This is a genomic window from Chryseobacterium camelliae (genome assembly GCF_002770595.1).
Classification (GTDB): domain Bacteria; phylum Bacteroidota; class Bacteroidia; order Flavobacteriales; family Weeksellaceae; genus Chryseobacterium; species Chryseobacterium camelliae.
Genome location: NZ_CP022986.1, coordinates 689,525 through 711,833, shown reverse-complemented (window position 1 = coordinate 711,833; position 22,309 = coordinate 689,525). Strand labels below are relative to the sequence as shown.

Annotated in this window: 20 protein-coding genes; 13 read left to right on the top strand and 7 right to left on the bottom strand. The window is 44.9% G+C overall.

The genetic code is table 11. From position 1 onward, the window contains the following. Positions 1 to 161: 161 nt before the first annotated feature. Complete coding sequence (locus tag CGB83_RS03275) at positions 162 to 1,487, top strand: hypothetical protein (RefSeq protein WP_100074501.1); 1,326 nt, start codon at positions 162 to 164, stop codon at positions 1,485 to 1,487. Further along, positions 1,484 to 1,783: a hypothetical protein gene (locus CGB83_RS03270; protein WP_157761283.1), complete on the top strand. Its 300-nt coding sequence runs from the start codon at positions 1,484 to 1,486 to the stop codon at positions 1,781 to 1,783. The genes CGB83_RS03275 and CGB83_RS03270 overlap by 4 nt, the downstream gene beginning before the upstream one ends. 29 nt (positions 1,784 to 1,812) lie before the next feature. On the opposite strand, the gene CGB83_RS03265 is transcribed toward CGB83_RS03270, so the two are convergent. After that, on the bottom strand, positions 1,813 to 2,169 hold the full coding sequence (locus CGB83_RS03265) for a hypothetical protein (RefSeq protein ID WP_100074499.1): 357 nt from the start codon (positions 2,167 to 2,169) through the stop codon (positions 1,813 to 1,815). A 511-nt stretch (positions 2,170 to 2,680) separates the two neighbouring features. On the opposite strand from CGB83_RS03265, the gene CGB83_RS03260 reads away from it, so the two are divergent. The 11 genes from CGB83_RS03260 to CGB83_RS03215 all read left to right on the top strand — a co-directional run bounded on the left by CGB83_RS03260 (position 2,681) and on the right by CGB83_RS03215 (position 14,015). After that, positions 2,681 to 2,938, top strand: coding sequence for a DUF1294 domain-containing protein (locus tag CGB83_RS03260; RefSeq protein WP_100074498.1), 258 nt, complete (start codon positions 2,681 to 2,683; stop codon positions 2,936 to 2,938). Positions 2,939 to 3,264: 326 nt separating this feature from the next. Further along, positions 3,265 to 3,813, top strand: a complete 549-nt coding sequence (locus CGB83_RS03255) for a type 1 glutamine amidotransferase domain-containing protein (protein WP_100074497.1) — start codon at positions 3,265 to 3,267, stop codon at positions 3,811 to 3,813. A gap of 233 nt (positions 3,814 to 4,046) precedes the next feature. Beyond that, positions 4,047 to 5,855 carry a translational GTPase TypA gene (gene typA / locus CGB83_RS03250; RefSeq protein WP_100074496.1) on the top strand — a complete coding sequence of 603 codons (1,809 nt, stop codon included), beginning with the start codon at positions 4,047 to 4,049 and terminating at the stop codon, positions 5,853 to 5,855. Positions 5,856 to 5,960: 105 nt separating this feature from the next. After that, a complete protein-coding gene (locus CGB83_RS03245) occupies positions 5,961 to 6,350 on the top strand; it encodes a hypothetical protein (protein WP_157761281.1) in 390 nt (129 codons plus the stop codon). A gap of 318 nt (positions 6,351 to 6,668) precedes the next feature. Next, on the top strand, positions 6,669 to 7,775 hold the full coding sequence (locus CGB83_RS03240; RefSeq protein ID WP_100074494.1) for a M23 family metallopeptidase: 1,107 nt from the start codon (positions 6,669 to 6,671) through the stop codon (positions 7,773 to 7,775). 99 nt (positions 7,776 to 7,874) lie between these two features. Continuing rightward, positions 7,875 to 9,455 (top strand): glycoside hydrolase family 10-like protein, encoded by a 1,581-nt coding sequence (locus tag CGB83_RS03235; RefSeq protein ID WP_100074493.1) that lies wholly within the window; start codon positions 7,875 to 7,877, stop codon positions 9,453 to 9,455. A 79-nt stretch (positions 9,456 to 9,534) separates the two neighbouring features. Then, positions 9,535 to 9,699, top strand: coding sequence for a hypothetical protein (locus tag CGB83_RS20285; RefSeq protein WP_172954675.1), 165 nt, complete (start codon positions 9,535 to 9,537; stop codon positions 9,697 to 9,699). 189 nt (positions 9,700 to 9,888) lie between these two features. Further along, positions 9,889 to 10,440 (top strand): ferritin, encoded by a 552-nt coding sequence (locus CGB83_RS03230; protein WP_100074492.1) that lies wholly within the window; start codon positions 9,889 to 9,891, stop codon positions 10,438 to 10,440. Between the two features lie 176 nt (positions 10,441 to 10,616). Next, entirely contained in the window at positions 10,617 to 11,708 is a 1,092-nt protein-coding gene (gene ychF, locus CGB83_RS03225; RefSeq protein ID WP_100074491.1) for a redox-regulated ATPase YchF, read from the top strand. Positions 11,709 to 12,214: 506 nt separating this feature from the next. Beyond that, positions 12,215 to 13,162 carry a helix-turn-helix domain-containing protein gene (locus tag CGB83_RS03220; RefSeq protein WP_100074490.1) on the top strand — a complete coding sequence of 316 codons (948 nt, stop codon included), beginning with the start codon at positions 12,215 to 12,217 and terminating at the stop codon, positions 13,160 to 13,162. A gap of 88 nt (positions 13,163 to 13,250) precedes the next feature. Next, positions 13,251 to 14,015 carry an SDR family NAD(P)-dependent oxidoreductase gene (locus CGB83_RS03215; protein ID WP_100074489.1) on the top strand — a complete coding sequence of 255 codons (765 nt, stop codon included), beginning with the start codon at positions 13,251 to 13,253 and terminating at the stop codon, positions 14,013 to 14,015. Between the two features lie 65 nt (positions 14,016 to 14,080). Here CGB83_RS03215 and CGB83_RS03210 read toward each other — a convergent pair whose 3' ends face one another. The 6 genes from CGB83_RS03210 to CGB83_RS03185 form a co-directional block, all read right to left on the bottom strand. Continuing rightward, positions 14,081 to 15,229 carry a methionine aminotransferase gene (locus tag CGB83_RS03210; RefSeq protein WP_100074488.1) on the bottom strand — a complete coding sequence of 383 codons (1,149 nt, stop codon included), beginning with the start codon at positions 15,227 to 15,229 and terminating at the stop codon, positions 14,081 to 14,083. A gap of 137 nt (positions 15,230 to 15,366) precedes the next feature. Next, on the bottom strand, positions 15,367 to 16,047 hold the full coding sequence (locus CGB83_RS03205) for an XRE family transcriptional regulator (protein WP_100074487.1): 681 nt from the start codon (positions 16,045 to 16,047) through the stop codon (positions 15,367 to 15,369). Positions 16,048 to 16,272: 225 nt separating this feature from the next. Then, positions 16,273 to 17,538: a T9SS type A sorting domain-containing protein gene (locus CGB83_RS03200; protein WP_100074486.1), complete on the bottom strand. Its 1,266-nt coding sequence runs from the start codon at positions 17,536 to 17,538 to the stop codon at positions 16,273 to 16,275. Positions 17,539 to 17,848: 310 nt separating this feature from the next. Then, the gene (locus tag CGB83_RS03195) at positions 17,849 to 20,041 is read right to left on the bottom strand and encodes a hypothetical protein (protein ID WP_157761280.1); all 2,193 of its coding nucleotides are present in this window, start codon (positions 20,039 to 20,041) and stop codon (positions 17,849 to 17,851) included. A 255-nt stretch (positions 20,042 to 20,296) separates the two neighbouring features. Then, positions 20,297 to 21,463: a T9SS type A sorting domain-containing protein gene (locus CGB83_RS03190; RefSeq protein ID WP_100074484.1), complete on the bottom strand. Its 1,167-nt coding sequence runs from the start codon at positions 21,461 to 21,463 to the stop codon at positions 20,297 to 20,299. A 129-nt stretch (positions 21,464 to 21,592) separates the two neighbouring features. Beyond that, the gene (locus tag CGB83_RS03185) at positions 21,593 to 22,306 is read right to left on the bottom strand and encodes a LytR/AlgR family response regulator transcription factor (protein ID WP_100074483.1); all 714 of its coding nucleotides are present in this window, start codon (positions 22,304 to 22,306) and stop codon (positions 21,593 to 21,595) included. Between the last annotated feature and the right edge of the window lie 3 nt (positions 22,307 to 22,309).

Below are 22,309 nucleotides of genomic sequence, written 5' to 3'. Positions count from 1 at the left end.
GAGACCTTTTTCAGTTGACCAACTAAAAAAGTAGCAGAAAGGAATAATAACCGTTCTGAAGGGATGGAACATCCGTTTTTCCGGCTTTCATAGTCTTACGCAAACTTGGATAACCTGTCCGCGTATGGGAAATTCGTTTCACCATCTAAAAAAACACAACAATGGACACAACAAAAAAAATGATGATTCCCCTGGACAATGACTACCTGCGGAATCAGCTGCGGCAGGAATGCCTCAATAATATGGTGATACAGATCTATTACCGTCCTACGGATCAGACAGGCTATGGCCATCTCTTTCTCATGACCCAATCGCATAAGGATGCTGAACTGATCCGCGGAAGAAAATGGGTCACCAAAGCCTTTTCGGAGCATCAGACAAAAGTATATGTCTCCTGCCCCCAAACGGTAGAGTACCGGCTGAAGAAAGGCTATCCTTTGGTGTACTGCTATACCCATCCGTCACTGTTGATCTACAGTAAAGATCCTGTTCGGGCCTGTTACCATACGGATAAAACCGGAAAACAGCGGATGAAAAGGTATGCCTCTTTCAGGGAAGAATTTTACCACGACCATGACCTGCTGAAGTCGGAAGCCGACCGGTTCCACGCCTTGCATTCACCCATCAGCACGTATCTGATGTACATCAGGCTGATTGAGCATGATCTGGATTACCTGGAATATCTGTATCTGGGAGACCGGAGGGACCATAAAAACAAGCATCAGAGAATAAAAGATTTAACCCTGCATATTCCTCTGTTGCAGAAGCTGCTGGTAAGGAAAAACGGGAATACCTATTACCTGATCTCAAAACTGGAGGCTGCCGTAAACGCTGCGGAATCGGGGGATGAAATGGACATCCGGACGGAACTGTACAGCGCGATACAGCATCTGGAATCGGAATTATACCTGTTGATAGAACACCGGTTCAAAGAACTGAAGGCTATGCTGGAACCGGAATTTCCCATTTTACCTGCCGAAGCGGAAATTCCAGAAAACAAAACCAACGACGAAAACCTGGACATGATCATCACTTCCATCTGTAAAACAGCAGATCCGGAGGAAATTTTCCTGTTTCATACGGCAGATACCTTTGAGAACAAGCGGAAGATCAGGCTGTATTACCTTCTGGTGATCGGGGAGGGGCTGGGCAATGAGAAAATCATCCGGATCCAGGATTCGGTACAGGCGAAAAGCTGCGGATCAGCCGGTGTTGTCATCTTAAGCCACAGCAGGATTTCCGTTCAGGAACACTTATTCAACGGCCAGCATCTGATGCGGCAGATCATGACCGTTCAGAACAGGATGTTCACCACCGATGACCTGCATCCTGATATTCACTGGGAGGAACCGCACATCGCTGAATACGGGGATATGGATTTATACCATGTCGCATTACAGGGCTATGTTGCACAGTATTTTGCCATGCGGAAACATGTTGAGAATGATAAGGATATGGTTTTGCAGCCGTTTTTGCCCGGTGTGTGATGAATGCCTTCCGGGTGTTCCTCTACGGTTCCCTGCATTCGTATATGCCGCATTACCTCAATGCGTTCAGCATCTGGAAACTGTGTGTTTTCGCAGACCCTTCGATGGAGAAAATCGAGTTCCTGTTCGGTAAGCTGAGCCCCGATTTCTACCGGACCATAGATGCCGGGTTACGGTACACCGACAACATCGACTATTATTCCGGGGAGAAGCTGCTCATCATGGATGAAATACTGGACTGCCTGATGGATAGGATCAGAAAGCTGATCGAACGTAAAAATCTACAGAATACATAACTCTGGAACTGATCTTTCAACGGCGCAGATCAGTTCAGGAATTCCGAATCCTGGATCCGCACGCAGTATTCGCTCCCCAGGAACCTCGGATCGCCATATTTCTCAGACCAGAAACCGTCCAAGGTATCATTGCTGATGCACCGGTACACTGCGACCCCTTTATATACCTGGCCATCATCGCCGGTATAATGAAAGTTGATGACTACAATTCCGTCTTTGTAAAATCCGGTCCCGTTCTGCTCATGGTCACCGATGATCCATTGCGCAATGATCCGGTTGTTTTCATCAAGGGTTAAGGTCAGGATGCCTCTGTAGGTTGCCAGATCGCCTGCTTCCTGGTTGCTGCCCTGGACAGTATAGCTGCCCACCAGATCGTGTACGGTCATTGATATTCAAATTTAGATACAGCAAAAATAAAAAATTCCGGCGGCAATTTCCAACCGGTCTGAAATTCTGAATTGAAGGCTGGAATTTTGCAAAGCCGCAAAGACCATTGAAAATACTGTGGCCATTTACATTCACTACCGGCCATTCATTCCAGAAGCATCCCGTCAAAAATTCCTTGAATTTTGCCACCCCCCCCGAAATTCGGAGGGGAATTTCGGTTAAGGTATTTCTGCAGTACACAATTTTATCAAAGATAAAATCTCAGCGCCTTTTATGCAAAGCTTTTAAAGTCCTCCTGTGCCATTGCACTTTCCAACACCCACCGGACTTCATAAACTTTATACCCCGCGCTTCATCAGCGGCTTGCCGCCATTCTTTGCTCCCTTAAGATACGCGCCGGCGTTAAGAGAACTTTGTGTTGAAATCTCTCTCGCACCGCTGCAAAAACTCACCATTGACGATCAGCCTTTCGCCATTAACTTCCCCGGAATATTCCTATCTTTGCCCCTCATGAAGTATTTTTTCATTATCTCCACGCTGATCACCTTCCTTACATTCGGCCTCGACAAACGCCGGGCTAAAAAGCATCAGCGGCGAATTCCGGAATCGGTACTCCTTTTTCTGACTTTCCTTGGCGGAACCGCCGGCGCAATCCTCGGAATGATTTCCTACCGGCATAAAACCTCTAAAAAATCCTTTCTTTTCAAAACCGCATTGGTCATCCTCCTGCAGAGTTTGATCATTTATGCGCTGCTTTATCATTTTTGAAACTGAAACATCCTTTTCAAAGAATTTGGTCCCATCAACGGTTTTTTTATTCACACGCAGATTTTTTTGTTTTTGCTCATCACAAAAAGCATAGATCATTAAACAGGGCTATCATTTGCTAAGTGAAATAGGTTATGCTGAGTCTTTCGAAGACCTTTGTGACCAAAAATATGTTCAAATACTTAAAAGAGATTAACGACCACCTCGTTTGAAATCTTACCCATGTAAATAAACAATTTATCTTTTAACAAACATTTAGCATTTGTATTTTTCTCACGGCACCATTTTTTCTTAGTCATTAACCATATAACACCAAATTAAAAATTATGTCTAAGAAAATTGCCATTTTGGCCACCCACGGATTTGAAGAAAGCGAATTGAAATCACCAAAAGAACATTTGGAACAGCAAGGCTGGACCGCCCACATCATCAGCCCTGAAGCAGGAACCATCAAAGCATGGGCTGAAAAAGACTGGGGTAAAGAATATACCGTAGACAAAACACTGAACGAAGCCTCCGCTTCAGATTATGATGCCCTGATGTTACCCGGAGGAGTGATCAATCCGGATACCTTAAGAACTAATGATACGGCATTAAGCTTTGTAAGAGACTTTTTTGAACAGCACAAGCCGGTAGGAGCAATCTGCCACGGGCCACAGATCCTGATCAGTGCTGAAGTTGTGAAAGGAAGAAATATGACTTCCGTAAAATCCATCAGCAAAGATTTAAAAAATGCCGGGGCAGACTGGGAAGACAGCGAAGTAGTTACCGACCATGGACTGGTAACGAGCAGGACTCCGGAAGATTTACCGGCATTCAACAAAAAGCTCGTTGAGGAAATCAACGAAGGAAAACACGAAGAGCAGACCGTATAAGCGTACTGCATTTCAACTGCATATATTAAGTCAGCAGAGGCCCGGATCGAAGATCCGGGCTTCTGTATATCACTACACCCCTGTGCTCAGATAAATATGCCTGAATAGAGCTATCGCAGGGTTTTCACATGCTTGTTATAAATAATCCACTCATTATTAAATTGTTAAATAATTATACAACATACGTTATATTTGGTTTAAAATCACTATTTTTGCACCCGTAAAAATCATTCATGCAAAACATTAGAAATATTGCGATTATCGCACACGTTGACCACGGGAAGACGACTCTGGTTGATAAAATCATTCATGCTACAAACATTTTCAGAGAAAATCAGGAAAGTGGAGAACTGATCATGGATAACAATGATCTTGAAAGAGAAAGAGGGATCACCATCTTATCCAAAAATATTTCTGTTACTTATAAAGACACAAAAATTAATGTAATCGATACCCCTGGTCACGCCGATTTCGGTGGTGAGGTAGAGAGGGTTCTGAAAATGGCAGACGGGGTGATCCTGTTGGTAGATGCTTTTGAAGGTCCGATGCCACAGACCCGTTTCGTACTTCAGAAAGCCCTGGAACTGGGATTAAGGCCATTGGTGGTTATCAACAAGGTAGATAAACCGAACTGCCGTCCGGATGAAGTTCACGATCAGGTATTCGACCTGTTCTTCAACCTGGAAGCTACGGAAGAGCAGCTGGATTTCCCAACGTTCTACGGGTCTTCAAAACAGGGATGGTTCAACACGTCACTGGAGCAGACCGAAGATATTTTACCGTTACTGGATGGTATCCTGCAATATGTTCCGGCTCCTAAAGTGAGCGAAGGAACCCTTCAGATGCAGATTACTTCCCTGGATTTCTCTTCTTTCCTAGGAAGGATCGCGATCGGGAAAGTAACCAGAGGAGAGATCAAAGAATCCCAGTGGATCGGTCTTGCCCAGGCAGACGGAAAGATTGTAAAAGGAAAAGTAAAGGAATTATATGTTTTCGAAGGATTAGGAAAGAAAAAAGTAACCGAAGTACAGGCCGGTGATATCTGTGCCGTAGTTGGTTTCGATGCCTTCCAGATCGGTGATTCATTCGTAGACCTTGAAAATCCTGAGCCATTGGAAAGAACGGCTATCGATGAGCCTACGCTGAACATGACGTTCTCCATCAACAACTCTCCGTTCTTCGGGAAAGACGGTAAATATGTAACGTCCAACCACCTGAAAGAAAGGTTAACCAAAGAACTGGAGAAAAACCTTGCTTTGAGAGTTCAGCAGACGGATGATGCCAACACGTTCCTTGTGTTCGGTAGAGGTATTCTTCACTTATCGGTTCTTATCGAAACGATGAGAAGAGAAGGCTACGAAATGACGATTGGTCAGCCGCAGGTGATCCTGAGAGAAGACGAAAACGGACAAAAACTGGAGCCTTATGAATCTTTGGTAGTAGATGTTCCGGAAGAATATGCTTCGAGAGTAATCGACCTGGCTACCCAGAGAAAAGGGGACCTTCACATCATGGAAACCAAAGGTGAAATGCAGCATATGGAATTTGAAATTCCTTCCAGAGGTCTCATCGGACTGCGTTCCCAGATGCTTACCGCTACGGCAGGAGAAGCGATCATGGCACACCGTTTCACAGAGTACAAGCCTTTCAAAGGTGCTATTCCGGGAAGAAACAACGGGGTACTGATCAGCAAAACCCAGGGACCTGCTACGGAATATTCCATCGCTAAATTACAGGACAGAGGTAAGTTCTTCGTAGATCCGGGTGAGGAAATCTATGCGGGAATGATCATCGGTGAGCAGAACAAGCCGGGAGACCTTGTGGTAAACATTGTGGAAGCGAAGCAGCTGAACAACATGAGAGCCTCAGGAAAAGATAAAGATACCGGAGTCGCTCCGAAAATCTTATTCTCACTGGAAGAATGCATGGAATACATCCAGGGTGACGAAGCCATTGAGGTGACACCGAATTTCATCCGTATGAGAAAGAAAATCCTTTCCGAAGAAGAAAGAAAAAGAGTGGAAAGAGGCGCAAAAGCTTAATTTCAACAATCACTGAAAACTGATGGTTTCAGCATATCATATCAGCCTTCCGTATCATACGGGAGGCTTTTTAAATTCCCGTTTACACTGAAAAATAGGATGAATATGAACAAATTTTATGTGCTTTTTATGGCGGTGGTATTCAGCTTTATGATGGTAGGATGCCATCAGAAAGAAACCGATCTGAAAGATTTCAACCATTATACATTCGATGCAGAGATTCCGGGGGAAGGCATGTTTAATATCGGACACTCTTTTATCATTAATGACGAAAGGTACATCAATGAAAAATATAACTTCATTTACTATCCCGCAAATTTTGAAGAGAGAAGGTTATTGACTCCAGGCAGCCTTCAGGATAGTGATTTTCCGGTCTATTGGAGGGAGGTGGAGCTTCCGTTCAGGATCATAAAGAAAGCTGAAGGAGATACATTACGGGTCATCAAAAATAACAGGGAATTTATTTTTAAAAGGATCAGAAGTTCAGATGAATAATCTTCCTGCATAAAAAAGTGCGTACAAAGATTTTCTTTTTGAACAATAACATTTACTGTATGATCGGATTAAACCTTCAAGGTTTTCAAAACCTTGAAGGTTTGATTTATACTTAATAACATATAGCCGGACCATAACCAAACCAGACAATAGCTTTTTATGCAATTGCGTTAAAAGCCTGTTGATCCGCATAAAGTTCGACTTTTATTTTCTGATCTTCTCATCCAGGATTTTCAGCATTTCCGGAAGCTTGTATCAGTTGCTTAAGCAATCATCCGCCATTTCTTGCCACGGCTGCATTTTTGCATTTTCCCAGTCATGAGTAAACTGAAACCCGCATCACTGTTCGTTGGAACCATGCTCCTGTTGCTATCCTGTGACGGACTGAAAGTGCCCAAAAATATTTTTGAAACTTCTGAACGCAGTAAATACGAGCGCAGCTTTTCTGGATCCGATACTGCCATGGCCAATTGGAAACGAAGTTTTTCCACAGCGGTAGCGAACCGGCTTACTATTCCTGAAGGAACTCCATTCACGATGGCGGCGGATTTAACCGGCAGAAACGCCATCGGCTATTCACTGGACCTGAAAAAAGGCGAGCAGCTCATCATTGAAAGCAATGTCAGCAACCCCAACACAAAGATTTTTGTTGACATCCTGGCTCCGGGTTCAGGAGCTGGTCAGGCTGAAAGCAGCCTGATGGCTAACAATAAGTTTTCAGCCTCAATAGAAAATACCGGTTTGTATAAAGTGGTCATACAGCCGGAAATACAGTTTTCCGAAAATTTTGGGCTGATATGGTATACACAGCCATCATTGGCTTTCCCGGTGGCAGGCAAAGGAAACCGTAATGTCCAGAGTTTCTGGGGCGCGAGCCGGGACGGCGGCGGCAGGAGTCATGAAGGCGTCGATATTTTTGCGCCGAGAAAAACGCCGGTCGTTGCAGTGACCGATGGGTTGATTACCCGTACCGGAAATCAGGGGCTGGGTGGTAAACAGGTGTGGCAGCGGGATGCAGTGCTGGGAAATTCCTTTTACTATGCACATCTCGACAGCATCCTGACCGCAAGCGGAAGAAAGGTAAAGACCGGCGACACACTGGGCTGGGTAGGCAATACAGGAAATGCCGCAGGAGGACCGACACATCTCCATTTCGGAATCTATACTATGGGAGGAGCAGTGGATCCTTATCCTTACATCAGGACACGGCCGGTGCCTCAACTGAATTCAAAAACCACTGTTCCTGAATCGAAATATAGTAAAGCGGGAACCAACCTTCGTTCAGGTCCGGGAATTCAGTATGAAGTCCTGGATGTATTGAATGACAAAACTTCCGTCCGGATCCTTGCGGTAACCGGATCATGGTACCATATACGAATTCAGGATGGCAGGGAAGGATTCGTGCTTCAGGAAAGACTTGAATAATGACAGCAATCAAAAAAAATAACCGTTAATTCATATTCCATGCATCATTTTGGGACCATCCTATTTCCTAATAAAAAGGAATAACATTATTTTTGCTTTATGAACATCAGAAATATCACTTATCCGGCCCTGTTTTTCTCAGCTATTGCCATGGGATCGTGCTCTTCACAGAAAGCAGCGACCTCCAGTACGGGCAGGAAACCGGCTCCTCAGACAGCATCCCTTCCTAAACCGCCTCCTATAAAAGCAGAGCCGGAAGAAAACTACAGGACCAATCTTCCGGTGATCGGCCGTGAATTCCGCGGCGCCTGGGTGGCCAGTGTCGCCAATATCAACTGGCCGTCAAGGAACAATTTATCCGTAGAGCAGCAGAAAGCCGAAGCGATAGGCATGCTGAATATGCTTGCCGATAATAATTTTAATGCCGTCATCTTCCAGGTACGTCCTTCAGCGGATGCTTTATATACCAGTGAAATCGAACCCTGGTCTTACTTCCTGACCGGCGAAACAGGCCGTGCCCCTTACCCGAATTATGATCCTCTGCAGTTCTGGATTGAAGAGGCGCATAAAAGAGGGATTGAGCTGCATGTCTGGCTGAACCCTTACCGTGCCCACCATTCCAACGGCGGACCGGTCAGCAGCCTTTCAATGGTCAATAAGCTTCCCGATATGGTGGTGAGGCTTAAAAACGGAATGTACTGGTTCGATCCCGCGAATCCCAAAACGCAGGGCCACGTTTCCAATGTCGTGAGAGACCTGGTAAAGAGATATGATATAGACGGAGTACATTTTGATGACTATTTTTATCCGTATTCCGCCTACAACCGCGGTGCGGATTTCCCGGATACGGCAAGCTGGAATGCTTACCTAAGCAGCGGAGGTACCTTATCCAGGGCCGACTGGAGACGGGATAACGTCAACAGATTTGTAGAGCGGATCTACAAAGAGATCCATGCGGAAAAAGACTATGTAAAATTCGGGATCAGCCCGTTCGGGATCTGGAAACCGGGATATCCTCAGGGGGTTGTGGGTTCATCCCAGTTTGATGAGCTGTACGCCGATGCAAAATTATGGCTGAATAAAGGCTGGGTAGATTATTTTTCGCCCCAGCTCTATTGGCCGGTAGATTCCAAAGGACAGGGCTTCGGTGCCCTGCTCAACTGGTGGGCATCTGAAAATACCATGAAACGGCATTTATGGCCTGGCCTGAATACCATTGAGGTCAAGTCCCATGACCGACCTTCTGAGATCCGAAACCAGATCGATATTTCCCGTCAGGTTTTGGGCAGTGATGCCGGTGAGATCCACTGGAGCATTGCCGGGCTTACGAAAAATCCGGGTATGCTGTCTGCGCTTAAAAATGGTCCGTACAAAGAGAAAGTCCTGGTGCCTAAATCACCCTGGATCAAAGCTGTCCCGCTAAAGGCGCCGACATTGTTTGTGGCTGACGCCGGAAATGCTGTACGGGCAAGCTGGAGTACTTCCAATCTCAAGGAAGTTTTCCAATGGGTGCTGTTCACCCAGTATAACGGTGTATGGGAAACGGAAATCCTGACCCTGGACCAGCTTTCCAGAGACATCCCGAAATCCAAAGGCGGAAAAGTACTGAATGGCGTAGCCGTTAAAGCGATCGACCGCCTTGGAAATGAAAGTGATTATATGGCCCGGAAAATAAAATAAACCGTATAAAAGTATATACATGATCCCGTAAGTTTTTCTGCGGGATTTTTTGCTGTTTAAGGGTAACTGTTTCTACGCAATGAATCATCAATTATCAATGATCAATTATCAATACCATTGTCGGCCTATACCTCAACAAAATCCCGCCAGCCTAGCCCTGATTGAAGCGGAAATCCTTTTTGAAAAAAAGATTGCAGCGGAAAGCAGGAAAAAGCTCCCGGAATTAAGAATTGATAAAGCTTGAAAAAGAGAAGATCTCGCCACAAAATACAGGTTTAATCGCCGGATGAAGTTTAGAATAACTATAAACTAAAGGGTAAATGATTGTTTTTCAATAGGTTGTTTGTGTTGTTTAAAGATTGCTATAACTGATCGGTTCTTTCACGGAACTATTTTTGCATCTTATCTGGCATAATCATCAAAAATATAAATTATGAATACCAACAGACTTTCACCGAGGCTTGAAAAGGCACTAAGCGACCAGATGAATACAGAAGATTTACAGTCAAGAGTTTATTTTTCATACGGAATCTGGGCTGCCGATAAAGGATACGGTGGAATTTCAAATTTTCTGTTTCGCCATGCCCAGGAAGAAAGGGACCATGCCGTAAAATTCATGCAGTATGTACTGAACAGAGGAGGTAAGCCTAAAATTACCGAATTGCCAGCTCCGGGAGAAGAACCAAAAAGCCTAACGCACTGCTTCGACCTTGTTTTCCAGCATGAGGTGGATAATACGACCGCCATCTATAAACTGGTTGATATGGCATTGGAAGAGAAAGACTGGGCATCATGGAATTTCCTTCAGTGGTTCGTGAAAGAACAGATTGAAGAAGAAACATTTGCCATGAACCTGATTGATAAACTGAAAATTGCAGGGGGAGACAGGGCAACGGACGAATCGCTGTTTGCACTGGATAAAACGCTTGAAACGCTTCCGGACGATGCAGAACAGGCACAGGATGCTACTGGTGCAAATCCATAACATAAAACAAATTTCGACACAATACAGTCACGATCTGCCGGTTTTCCGGCAGATTTTTTATTATGAAACTGTCCTTAAAATCACTATCTTTGCGGCCTGAAAGCCCGGGGTTTCCATATTGATAAGGAACTATTGTTAACCCCGGGCGATAAATTTAAAACTTAGAATTTTACAATATGAAATGTGGAATCGTAGGCTTGCCGAATGTAGGTAAATCAACTCTTTTCAACTGCCTGAGCAATGCAAAGGCACAGTCAGCCAATTATCCTTTCTGTACCATCGAGCCCAATCTCGGAACCGTATCCGTACCGGATCAGCGTTTATTCGAGCTTGAAAAGATCGTAAAGCCTGAAAGGGTTTTGCCGGCGGTAGTGGAGATTGTTGATATTGCAGGCCTGGTAAAAGGAGCCAGCAAAGGAGAAGGACTGGGGAACCAGTTCCTGGCCAACATCAGGGAGTGCGAAGCCATCATTCATGTATTAAGATGTTTTGACAACGGGAACATCGTCCATGTAGAAGGTTCTGTAGACCCGTTAAGAGACAAAGAAATCATTGATATCGAACTTCAGCTGAAAGACCTTGAAACCGTAGGAAAGGCAGTTGAGAAAGCAAAGAAATTCATTAAATCCGGTAAAAAGGAAGACCTGCTTACGTATGAAATACTGCAGAACCTTCAGAAGTTCCTGGAAGATGGCAAAAATGCACGTGAATTTCCGATGGATGATTTCGCGCAGACTATTGTCTCCGAAGTTCAGCTGTTGACCAACAAGCCTGTGCTTTATGTTTGTAATGTAGACGAGAATTCCATCAAAAACGGCAATGAGTGGATCGGTAAAATTGAAACAATGGCCAAGAATGAAGGTGCAGAAGTGGTGGTACTGGCTGCACAGATCGAAGCTGACATCAACGAGCTTGAAACCTTTGAGGAAAGAGAGATTTTCCTTGAGGAGCTTGGACTGACAGAGCCGGGTGTAAACCGTCTGATCAGAAAGGCGTATGACCTGTTGAAACTGCAGACTTATTTTACGGCCGGGGTTAAAGAGGTAAGAGCCTGGACCATTGGTCAGGGATGGACAGCACCACAGGCAGCAGGGGTAATCCACACCGATTTTGAGAAAGGATTCATCCGTGCGGAAGTGATCAAGTATGACGATTATATGACCTACGGTTCCGAGGCGAAAGTGAAGGAAGCCGGTAAACTTTCCGTGGAAGGAAAAGAATATATCGTAAAAGACGGGGACATCATGCACTTCAGATTCAACGTTTAGAAATACGATTGAGATTAGTTATATAAAAGCGCTTTCAATGATCTTATTGGAAGCGCTTTTTTCTGCCTGTTTGCCATAACTGCGAAATCTGTTTTTATAACTCGCTGATTGTATAGGTTGCGCAGATTTTGATTTGTATTCGGATCTGCATAATCCGCCTGATCTGCGAGCGAATTTTATTTTAAAAGTTTTTATATTAACTTAAACTTGTTAGAAATTTTATTTTAAAAATTCTGCTCCGGATGGAGCAGTATCTATGTAGTACATAAACAGTACATAAACAGTAGTACATTTAAGGCACGCCGTAGGTGTGCTATCTTATTCAATAAATAGAGAATCTTCATAATCCGATTCCGGTAACATGACACATGCATCGCTCTTCCGGAAGTAATCGCCCTAAATTCTGCTTATCATATACCATTCTAAAAAATAAATTGTAACCATAAATCGTGCATTCCGGATAGAAATTCCTATTTTCATATCTTTGAATTGTACAAATCCTCACCATGGAAAAAACCGTCCATACCTCACACAGTTCCCTGGAAGACTTCTACCGGGAAATGACCCTGAAGCTCGGTAAAGATATCGACAGCCTTTTTCCCAAAGGGCTTCATAAGGAAATCGGGCACTTTAATGTTTTTGATATCGCACAAACCCTCCGGCAGGTCAAATTAACCTCCGAGATGCCTTATAACCGGAGGAAATACTATAAAATCAGCCTGATCCGCGGAAGAAACAGGGCAGAATATGCCGATAAAACCATCCGCATCGAGAAGAATGCCCTGCTGTTTGCCACGCCTAAGGTGCCATACCACTGGATCCCGGAAGATTCGGCCCAGAAGGGGAGTTTCTGTGTGTTTACGGAAGACTTCATGAGTAAGGACCGGCCCCGCAATATTCTTGAGGAGCTGCCGATCTTCCAGCCCGGAGCAGTACCGCTGTTTGAGATTGATGATGAACTGGCTGATGAGATAGAATTGCTGTACGGTAAAATCAAAAAGGAAATAGATTCCGATTACCCATTTAAATATGACCTGATCCGGAATTACGTTGCCGAACTGATCCATTATGGGCAGAAATTGCAGCCGGCCGCCGAACTTCCTGTTGCCAATGACGCTTCATTGAGAGTGGTCTCCCTCTTTCTTGAACTGCTGGAGCGGCAGTTTCCCATTGAAAGTACAGACCGGAGGTTACAGCTGAAGACTGCCAAAGATTATGCAGACCGGCTGGCCGTCCATGTCAACCATCTGAATAAAAAGCTGAAGGAAAGCACCGGGAAAACCACTACTGAGATCATTGCCGAAAGGGTAGTGCAGGAAGCCAAAATCCTGCTCAGACAGACGCGGTGGAATGTTTCTGAAATAGCGTATGCCCTGGGATTTGAAGAGATCGCCCATTTTTCCAATTTCTTCAAGAAGAAAACGGCATTGACCCCGGTAGAATTCCGTTCCTGATTTGAATTTTGCAAATTTCAGTTTGATTCGGGCAAAGGATTTGCTTCGTGTAATGTGGAACTTTGTCCCATTAAAAAACAATTGAAATATGGAATCCAGAACAAAAATTGCATTGATTACAGGCGGAAGCCGCGGATTAGGGAAAAATGCAGCCCTGAAGACCGCTGCGAAAGGCCTTGACATTATCCTTACCTATAAAACCAACCGGGAAGAGGCGGAACAGACCGTTCGTGAAATCCAGGCACTGGGAAGAAAAGCCATTGCTTATCCGCTAGATACAAAAGACATCAAAAGCTTTGACGATTTTGTAAAAACCGTAGGCGACCATCTGGAACCCAATACGGGCAGCCGGAACATTGACTACCTGATCAACAATGCCGGTACTGCGCTGTATGCACCCATCCCTGAAGTTACCGAAGAGCAGCTGGATGATATTGTGGATATTCACTTTAAAGGGGTATTCTTCCTCACCCAGAAGTTCCTGCCGTTTATCAATGAAGGGGGCGGAATCATCAATATTTCCTCTGGATTGGCCCGTTTTCCGTTACCGGGGTCATCCGTATACGGTTCAATCAAAGCCGGAGTGGAAATGCTGACGAAATATATGGCCAAGGAATTGGGACCCAGGAAAATCAAAGCCAATGTGATTGCTCCGGGAGCTATCGAAACGGATTTCGGCGGCGGAAGAACGCGGGATGACCAGCAGGTAAATGCCATGATTGCGAATGCTACGGCTCTGGGAAGGGCAGGAGTCCCGGATGACATCGGCGGCATCGTGGCATTCCTTTGTACAGAAGAGGCACGTTGGATCAACGGACAGAGAATTGAAGCTTCCGGCGGCATGTTCTTATAGCATTTGTCTGATATAGATTGAACTAAAAATAATATGGCGGTTGATAATCTCAGCCGCCGTATTATTTATAATTTGGACAGGTGCTCAAGCGCACGCTCCAGTGTTTCCTGTTTTTTGGCAAAGCACAAGCGGATGACATGCTCATTCAGCCTGTTTTTATAAAAAGAAGAAAACGGTACCGTAGCCACTTTATGGTTTTCTGTAAGCATCGTGGCAAAGTCCAGGTCATCCTGATCTGAAATTTCACTGTAGCTCACCGCCTGGAAGTATGTGCCTTCACAATCCAGCAGCTCAAAAGAGGTGCCGGCAAGCCCCTGCCGTAAGAAATCCCTTTTCTCCTGGAAAAAGCTGCCCAGGTGCAGGTAATGGTCGGGGTTTTTCATGTATTCAGCCAGAGCGAGCTGCATCGGGGTATTGACGGAAAAAACATTGAACTGATGTACCTTCCTGAACTCATCCATCAGGTTTTTCGGAGCGGCACAATAGCCGGTTTTCCAGCCCGTGACATGGAAGAGTTTCCCAAATGAGGCTACCATAAGGCTTCTTTCCCTCAGCTCAGGATATTGGCTGACACTCAGATGCGCTTTTCCGTCAAAAACGATATTTTCATAAACCTCATCACTCAGGATAAGGATGGAGGTATCTTTTACGATATTGATCAGTTCCTTAAGGTCATTTTCATGGAGAATCTTTCCTGCCGGATTATTCGGGTTGTTGATGATGATCATCCGGGTGTGGTCTGAAACAAGCCCTTTCACCGCATTCCAGTCGATTTCATAATCTGGGGCTTTCATTTCGAAACGCTTTACGATACCTCCGAAAAGCTCTACGGTAGGCTCATAGCAGTCATAGGCCGGCTCAAAGATAATCACTTCGTCATCCTTTTTTATCAATGCTGCAATGGCTGTAAAGATCGCCTGTGTTCCGCCTGCCGTTACCGTAATCTCCGAATCGGGATGGTAAACGGCTCCATGACTATCCTCGATTTTCCGGGCAATTTCCTCCTTTAATCCGATCATGCCGCCCAAAGGTGCATACTGATTGAATCCTTTTTTGATGAAATGGTCCACATAATCCAGCAGGGCAGGATCCGGCATGAAATCCGGGAATCCCTGTGAAAGGTTGATGGCCTCGTGCTCCTGAGCCAGCTGTGTCATCTGGCTGAAAATAGTGGTCCCGACATCGGAAAGCTTGGATAAAGGAAGTTGTATCATGGAATCAAATTTTTTGGTATACCGAATTTACTCGGAATTTTCGTATCACAAAAGAAAACCGGATACTTTTATATTGATTTCCCAGGTCCGGTCCAATCCAATATTTGACATCACGATATCCATAGCGATTGTACAGATCAGAAATCCTGCGGGAAGATTCCGGTAGCATATTTCCAGACCTCAATGATTTCATTCAGCGGTATATCATACGGTTCGTAAAACGTATTGTCAGAGGCTACTGTTAATGAAGTTGCGTTTTTGGACCTTAGCCGTTTGTAGGTAATCCCCTCATTAAGGGTAATGAAAATATAGGTGTTGCCGGACTTCAGGTCATTGATGCCTTCCATATATTTCCCGATGATAAAAGAACCGTCCTTGAACGGCGGCATTGAATCTCCGTCTGCCGGAAAAGCCCTGAACTTTCCGTTCTTCAGAAATGGCAACGAGATCCGCTCCAGGCTTTCAATATATTCCGGATCGCCGTATCCCCGGAGGTAGCCCATGGTGGCTTTCTGAGGCACGATTTCTATACTTTCCTCTCCGTTCTGGTCCACCACAACCGGCAGGACAATCCTGTTATCCGGAAGTGTCAGCATATCTTCCAGGGGATGTTTCGTTAAATCTACTGAGAGCATCAGATCAATGCTTACGTTGAATATCCTGGACATCCTGATCAGCACATCGGCAGGAGGCCTTGATTTACCGTTTTCATAGGAGCTGTATCGGGAAGGAGGTATTTGTATCTTTTCGGACAGTTCGCGCTGCGTCTTTCCTGATTTGCTGCGCAAAAGCCTGATATTTTCTGAAAAAATTGACATGATAAAAAATTGTATCAACAAAAATACGAATAGTTTCAGGGAGAAAGACTGTTTTAACAATGGTTGTGGATAAAAAGATCATTGTTGATCTTCGTCAGGGAATCTGTAAGATGTGAATGTAAGAGCCGATCAACAGCCACCCCAGGGGGTTAATTCTGAATTGCAGGTCATGCCATAAAAAAAGGACTGCTTTACAATTAAAGCAGTCCTTTGTGTCCCAATGTTTTATGGTGAAATCAAGAGTTTCTGAGTGTCGGTCTTAGTCTGTGTTCTGATCTCCAGGAGATAGACGCCCGGTAAGAGATGCCGTGTATTCAGGCGCGTGCTCTGGCGGCCGCTTTCTACCGTATGCGATTCTTTTATGAATTCTTTTCCGGATGGATTGACCAGACTGAAAGTCATCGTTTCCCTTGCGGTAAGATGGGTATGCACATCTACATATTCTCTGGCCGGATTCGGATATAGTTGGATCCCGGGTATTGTTCCGTTATTTTTGGAGTATTCAGCACCACTGTTTTTGTCTTCCGGACCTGCAGCAGGATCAAGCGCTCCGTCAACAACCGTTACCAGGGTCAGTTTTTCATCAGGCTGCAGGCTGACCTGCACAGGAAGCACAATGGAAAATCCGTTGAAATTCACTCCGTTTTCCTGATTTGCGGAAAATTCCTTTATCGTTCCACTGGCCAGGCCTTTGGAGAAGATCCCTGAATGGCTGATTCCGTTTTTGGAAACATCCAGCCGGGAAGTATAGACCACGTCAGGATAGGTTCCGTTCTGAACCGCTTCTTCATTCTGCAATGCTTCATCATCAGAAATACCCTCTTTTTCTTTGATGATGACCATTTTTATGTTGCTGAAATAATTGGTGCCGCTGGTAATGCTCAGTTTGCCATTCATATTCTTTACCATAAGCCTGTTGGCATCATCGATATCAACTTCACCTGTTATTTCACTGAACGAAGTACCGTTATCAGCAGCTGCAATGTTTCCGGTACCGTCTGTGAAAATACCAGGAAATCCTGCGCCGCCTCTTCCGGAAGCTGAATAGGTAAGATAAATTCCTCCTACCAGATGCTGAGCTTTAGCATACGCTGAGTAAGAATGGGGAGCGGTATACTGAAATGTGCATCCGCTGGCACCGTACAGCCTGTCATATACAACGCCGCTTTTGCTGCAGGTAGCTACCTGAGGCCTGGAGCATCCTTTGCTCTCATCACTGCAGGTAACTCCGTAGCTTCCGATATTGGCTGTACCGATGTACTGACCTATACAGTTGTAACCTGACTGGTATTTTGTGAATATCAGAGCAGAAGTCTGCGCCCGTGCAACAAATTTCCTGTGAAAGAAGCCGCCGCACCATTTCCTTGTAATCGTGGAAGCATGTGCCGAAACATCAATGGGGGCAGAAAGGGCCATCAGAAAAACCAAGATGAATTTCCTGAAGTTGGGTAATGAATGCTTAATGCATTCCTTTGGTAAATACGTTTTCATAATTAAAGTTTTTGTAGTTATGTCTGCTTAAATGTACCGGTAAAATCTTCAGGATGCTACAGCCGGATAGCAAGTGCATGATGTTTTTGATTAAATGTACCTGTTCCGATAGCAGATGTAATATGGTTGCTATGGAACATCAACCGGATTTGAACTGATGTATTTCCGTATCATAATGACCATAGGCCAGCCTATAGTCATTATTTGATCCCTACTGTAGTATGGCTCAGCAACGCCTTATAATGTCTACCTTATCCTAAGCCTGTTTTCCAAGCAGCAGATGCCGTAAAGACAGATCAGGAGATAACGCCTATTTTCTGATCAGATTAATTATTTTTCTTTCCGTAGGCGTATGAATGAGTAATCGGTAGATGCCAGGGTTCGTATCCGGAAAATCAAGCATTACAGATTGCCTTCCGGCCCTGAACTTTTCCCTCCTGCTAAAGCTTTTCACAGTATTACCAAACGAATCAAGCAAATCTATATTGAGTATGGCGTCATCGTTCAGCGTGAATTCCAGAACAGAAGTTCCTGAGGACGGGTTAGGTGATAAAATGATTTCTCCGCCAAATACGGATGCCGATGCTGGGCTTTTTGAGCTTCCTTCGTCGCTGTTGTAAAAACTTTCGCCGGTATCAGGCATATCGGCATTAACGGCAACAATGAAGTTACATGCGGTTCCGTATTCCTCTTCCGGATTTTCGGTAGGGTTCTGGGTCACTGTGAAATGGAAACTCTCAATCATGCCTGTAGGCTGGGTAAGGGCAAATGATAAAGAAATGGATCTGTGCTCTCCCGGCTCCAGACTAATGTTTTTCAATTTTGCATTGGCCATATCCATGACCCTGAGTTCATGTTTTTCCCAGTCCTGTATTTCAATGCCTTCCGCATCGGACCCGCTTTGTACCCATTTCTGGAATAGAATGTCATCCAATGTAATGATGAGGTTGCCGTATTGGCTGAACGGGATATCAGTTCCGGAGATTTCTCTGATTCTGAAATCAAAATTCCTTTCAAAATCAGCATAGTTACTGAAAAATATGCTGCCGGTTCCCTTATAAAAAATATTTCCGCCAGGTAAATTCACGAAGGTAGAATTTCTGGTAACGATATTGTTATTGGACCTTACATTATCACTGAATCCGTAAGACGGGCTGGTTACACGCTCATCATACATAGGATCGTTAGGGTCTACAATCCGGGCTAAAAAGCAGATCTGTGGATTGGCTGCCGGATCTAATCCGAATTCCTGAGGAGTTTTCGGATCCCATAAGGCATTGATGATATACTCTTCACCGGGTTTTAACGGAGGGATATCAAAACCGGATGCCGAATAGGTAGAATGTATCGTGATATTGACCCCGTTGCCTATCATGGGAATCTGGGCTGAGGAAGTGTTACTTGTAGGATAGGCTGTTGTAATCTCACCGCCAATAGGCATACCTCCGGGAGTGGTCTGTCCGTTAGGATTGATTGCTATGCTGCCGTCCCATGCTTTAGGCCAGGGTTCTCCGCCGGTTGTTCCCACAGTCCAGTACAGCCGTGCATGGGAAGGATTACTGGTTGAAACACCTCTGTTCCTTACCCTGAAACGCAGAAGATTGTTGTGGCCGGGAGTTGAATCTACATTCTCAGCAATCAGATTACTGCTTACCGAACCACCGTTTGTAGCTCTGTTCCATAAATCATTGCTTTGCCAAACCTGCCAGTTAGCGCCAGGCTCATAAGGTTCCGCCCCTATATCTGTATTGTTGTCAAAAGCTGCCAGGTCATATGTTCCGTCACAGGGGGATACAGTACTGTTAACAGGACCTATGATCACATTGTCTATGAAAGCACCTTCACTGTAAGACGTTCCCGCCGGAAACTGGATATCGGATGCAGGCTTTATTCTGAGCTGGACCCTGTCGTAAATACCTGATTCTATCGGTGAAATAGTGAACGAATTTCCATAATTTCTCCAGCTTTGCGTTCCTGTGTTTTTGGGAATGGTAAATTCGCTGATGATTCTTTCCTGGCCGGTGCTGTTTTTTATTAAAACGACCTGAAGCATGTTTCTGTTATTCGGAACCTGATAGGGCAGGTTAGGAAAGCCCACCGCAGCAAGGCATATTTTATACGTACCACCCTTGATGGTCCCGGTGGTCAACTGGCCAATTGCTCTGCTGTCATGGATATCCCATACGTGTTCCAGATTGATGTATATGGCCCGGGCACCGTTATTCGCACTGAGTCCTGCAGGGAACTGAGAATAGAAACAGGTAGGTCCGTTTTGTCTTATATTGCCTGTGTTGACAGGATGGTTACCCGGTTCGGCAGGATTAATGCCTGTCCAGTAATCTGCATAATTCTGGGCAAGATAAAATGGACCGTTTCCATTAGGGTCGTTGGGATTGCATAGAGCCGGGCCGGATTCAAAGCTTGGATTCCTTACGATATTTTGTCCGTAAGATACTCCCGTCATCGCAGATATCAGCAAAGGGAGAATAAAATTGTGTCTCATGGTAAAAGTTTTATGATTATCATGCAAGTCTAATGATAACCTTCACTGTAGTCAATGACCGGTATCTATGTGTAACAATCTTTTGATTAAGTGTAATGTTATCCTGTATAAAGGTGGTCCTGATTTCCTGTAATCCAACACCATAAAATGTTTCTGGTCATCTGCGTAGGATAATGATTCAACCGGGCCCACACAAAAATAAAAAGCTATCCCGGAGCGGAATAGCTTGATTATACTAAAGTTACAATGATATGCCTAGTCCCTCATCAGCATTTTTTTGCTGTCGATACTTTGCCCGTTAATACTCATCTGGTATACATAAGATCCCCCCTGAAGGCCTGTAATGGTAAGGCTGCCACGGCCTTTTTCTTTAAGAGCGATCGTTTTTACCAGCTGGCCGGAAATGCTGTAGATAGAAATGGCTGCCTCTCCCGATCCCTCCGGCAGATAGTAAGGAATAGTGGTTTCACTTTTGCCTGGATTGGGAACGTTCTGGAAAAGCTTCGGCTCACGGGTACTGACAGCGCTGACGTCTACATTGGTCTTGCTCAGTTTTAACAATTCTTTTAATTCCTGAACCTCTTTTTTAAGCTCATCAATCTGGCCTTGCAGGTCGGTGTCCTGTTGGTTGGACTGCTTATACAGCACGGTGTTGGCCATCATCACATTTCCGTCATTGTCAACCACCAGGGCTCTGCCTGCTCCGTTGGGCAAACCCTGCAGCCTTACCGTTCCTACAGTGTGAAAGTTGGCGGTAGGCGTCGTCGTCCTGATACCCACCTGCTGATCTTTGATGAGCATCGTGGATACATTGGACATGCCCAGCATGATGGAATAGGGAATCGTATTCGTTAATTTGGTTGAAGCATGGGATCCCGATCCAATGACGAATGAGCGATTTCCTGTAGCGATAAGATCGACTCCGAACCCTCCTGAGTATTCAGTTTTCAGGTCTACGCCCACACCTATCGCAAATTGGTTGGCATTTCTTACAATATTATTCCAGCCCAGGGCAACCGATTTTCCGGCCTGGTTCACCACCCGGTTAGACTGACCTGCAACAAGATTGGCTCCTCCGGCATCTGATAAATCATTGCCCCATCCGCCAACTAAGGAGCTGTTGGCGTTCTGTCCTAAAACATTGTCTGAGCCTGCAACAAAACTTCCTTTTGCTTTCGCTATATTGGAATTGTTTACACTTTCAGTTAAGAATGATCCTGTTTCACTCAGTATGGCCTGTCCGGGATTCGGATCCTGTCCGTTCACTCTGAAATACAGGGGTGCAGGATCGATTGTTCCCACGTAATTACTGCTGTTCGTACCCCAGTTCCCGTTAACATACCAGACCTGTGCCTGGATCTCTGCTGAAAGGATAAGTGCGGCTGCCACCAGGGCTTTAATAGAAAATACATGTGCTTTCATAGTAATAGTTTTTGGTTGTTGTCTGTTAAAAGTAAACTTCTTCCGGTAACTGTACCAGGCCCGGTGATTAAGTGCCCGCTGCTATCTGAGCAAGTGTAACGTTTATGCAGATAACTGTATTTCCGACGTTTATAAGCACCTCTGTAGGAAATCATATTTTTTGCGTACCGAAACATCCAGCACTGAGTTGTCTGTCATAACCACCTGTCCGCCTTTGCCTTTAATGTACTCTTTCATATGCTCGAGATTGATGAGGTGTTTGTGATGGATCCTGAAAAAGCTGTGTTCAGAAAATGATTTTTCAAAATCGCATAATGTCCGGCAGACCACAACTCTGGATCGGTCTGCGAGATAGATGAATGTATAATTGGAATCTGCCTCGCAGCGGATGATTTCATCTACAGATACCCGTTTAAATCCCTGCAGGGTAGGAAGGTTGACCTTATTGCAGGGTGAAACATGCGGTAAGGTACGGGTGGTGCGGATGCTGTCCAGGACTTTATTAACACTGATAACGAATTCGAGATCTCTGACCGGTTTCATCAGGCAGCTGCCGACGCCCGTTTTAACCGCCTTAATGGCTGATTTTTCGGAATCTGTAATGAAAATGATATGGGACAGATGTTCCCCGAAATACCTGAAAAGGTCTGAAGGATCATTGATCAGTTGGGTCTCCAGAAAAAAGAGGTCGGGAAAGCTGTTTGGGGAATAATCTGAAACGCATTGGATATTGCTGCTCCGGAAAGCAATTTCAAATTCGGGAAACTCACTGCTGAGCAAACGGGCAATGGCCTCGCCGCCGTCCTGTTCGCTGATAATGCAGGCCTGTAGTTTTGTTTTCATAAA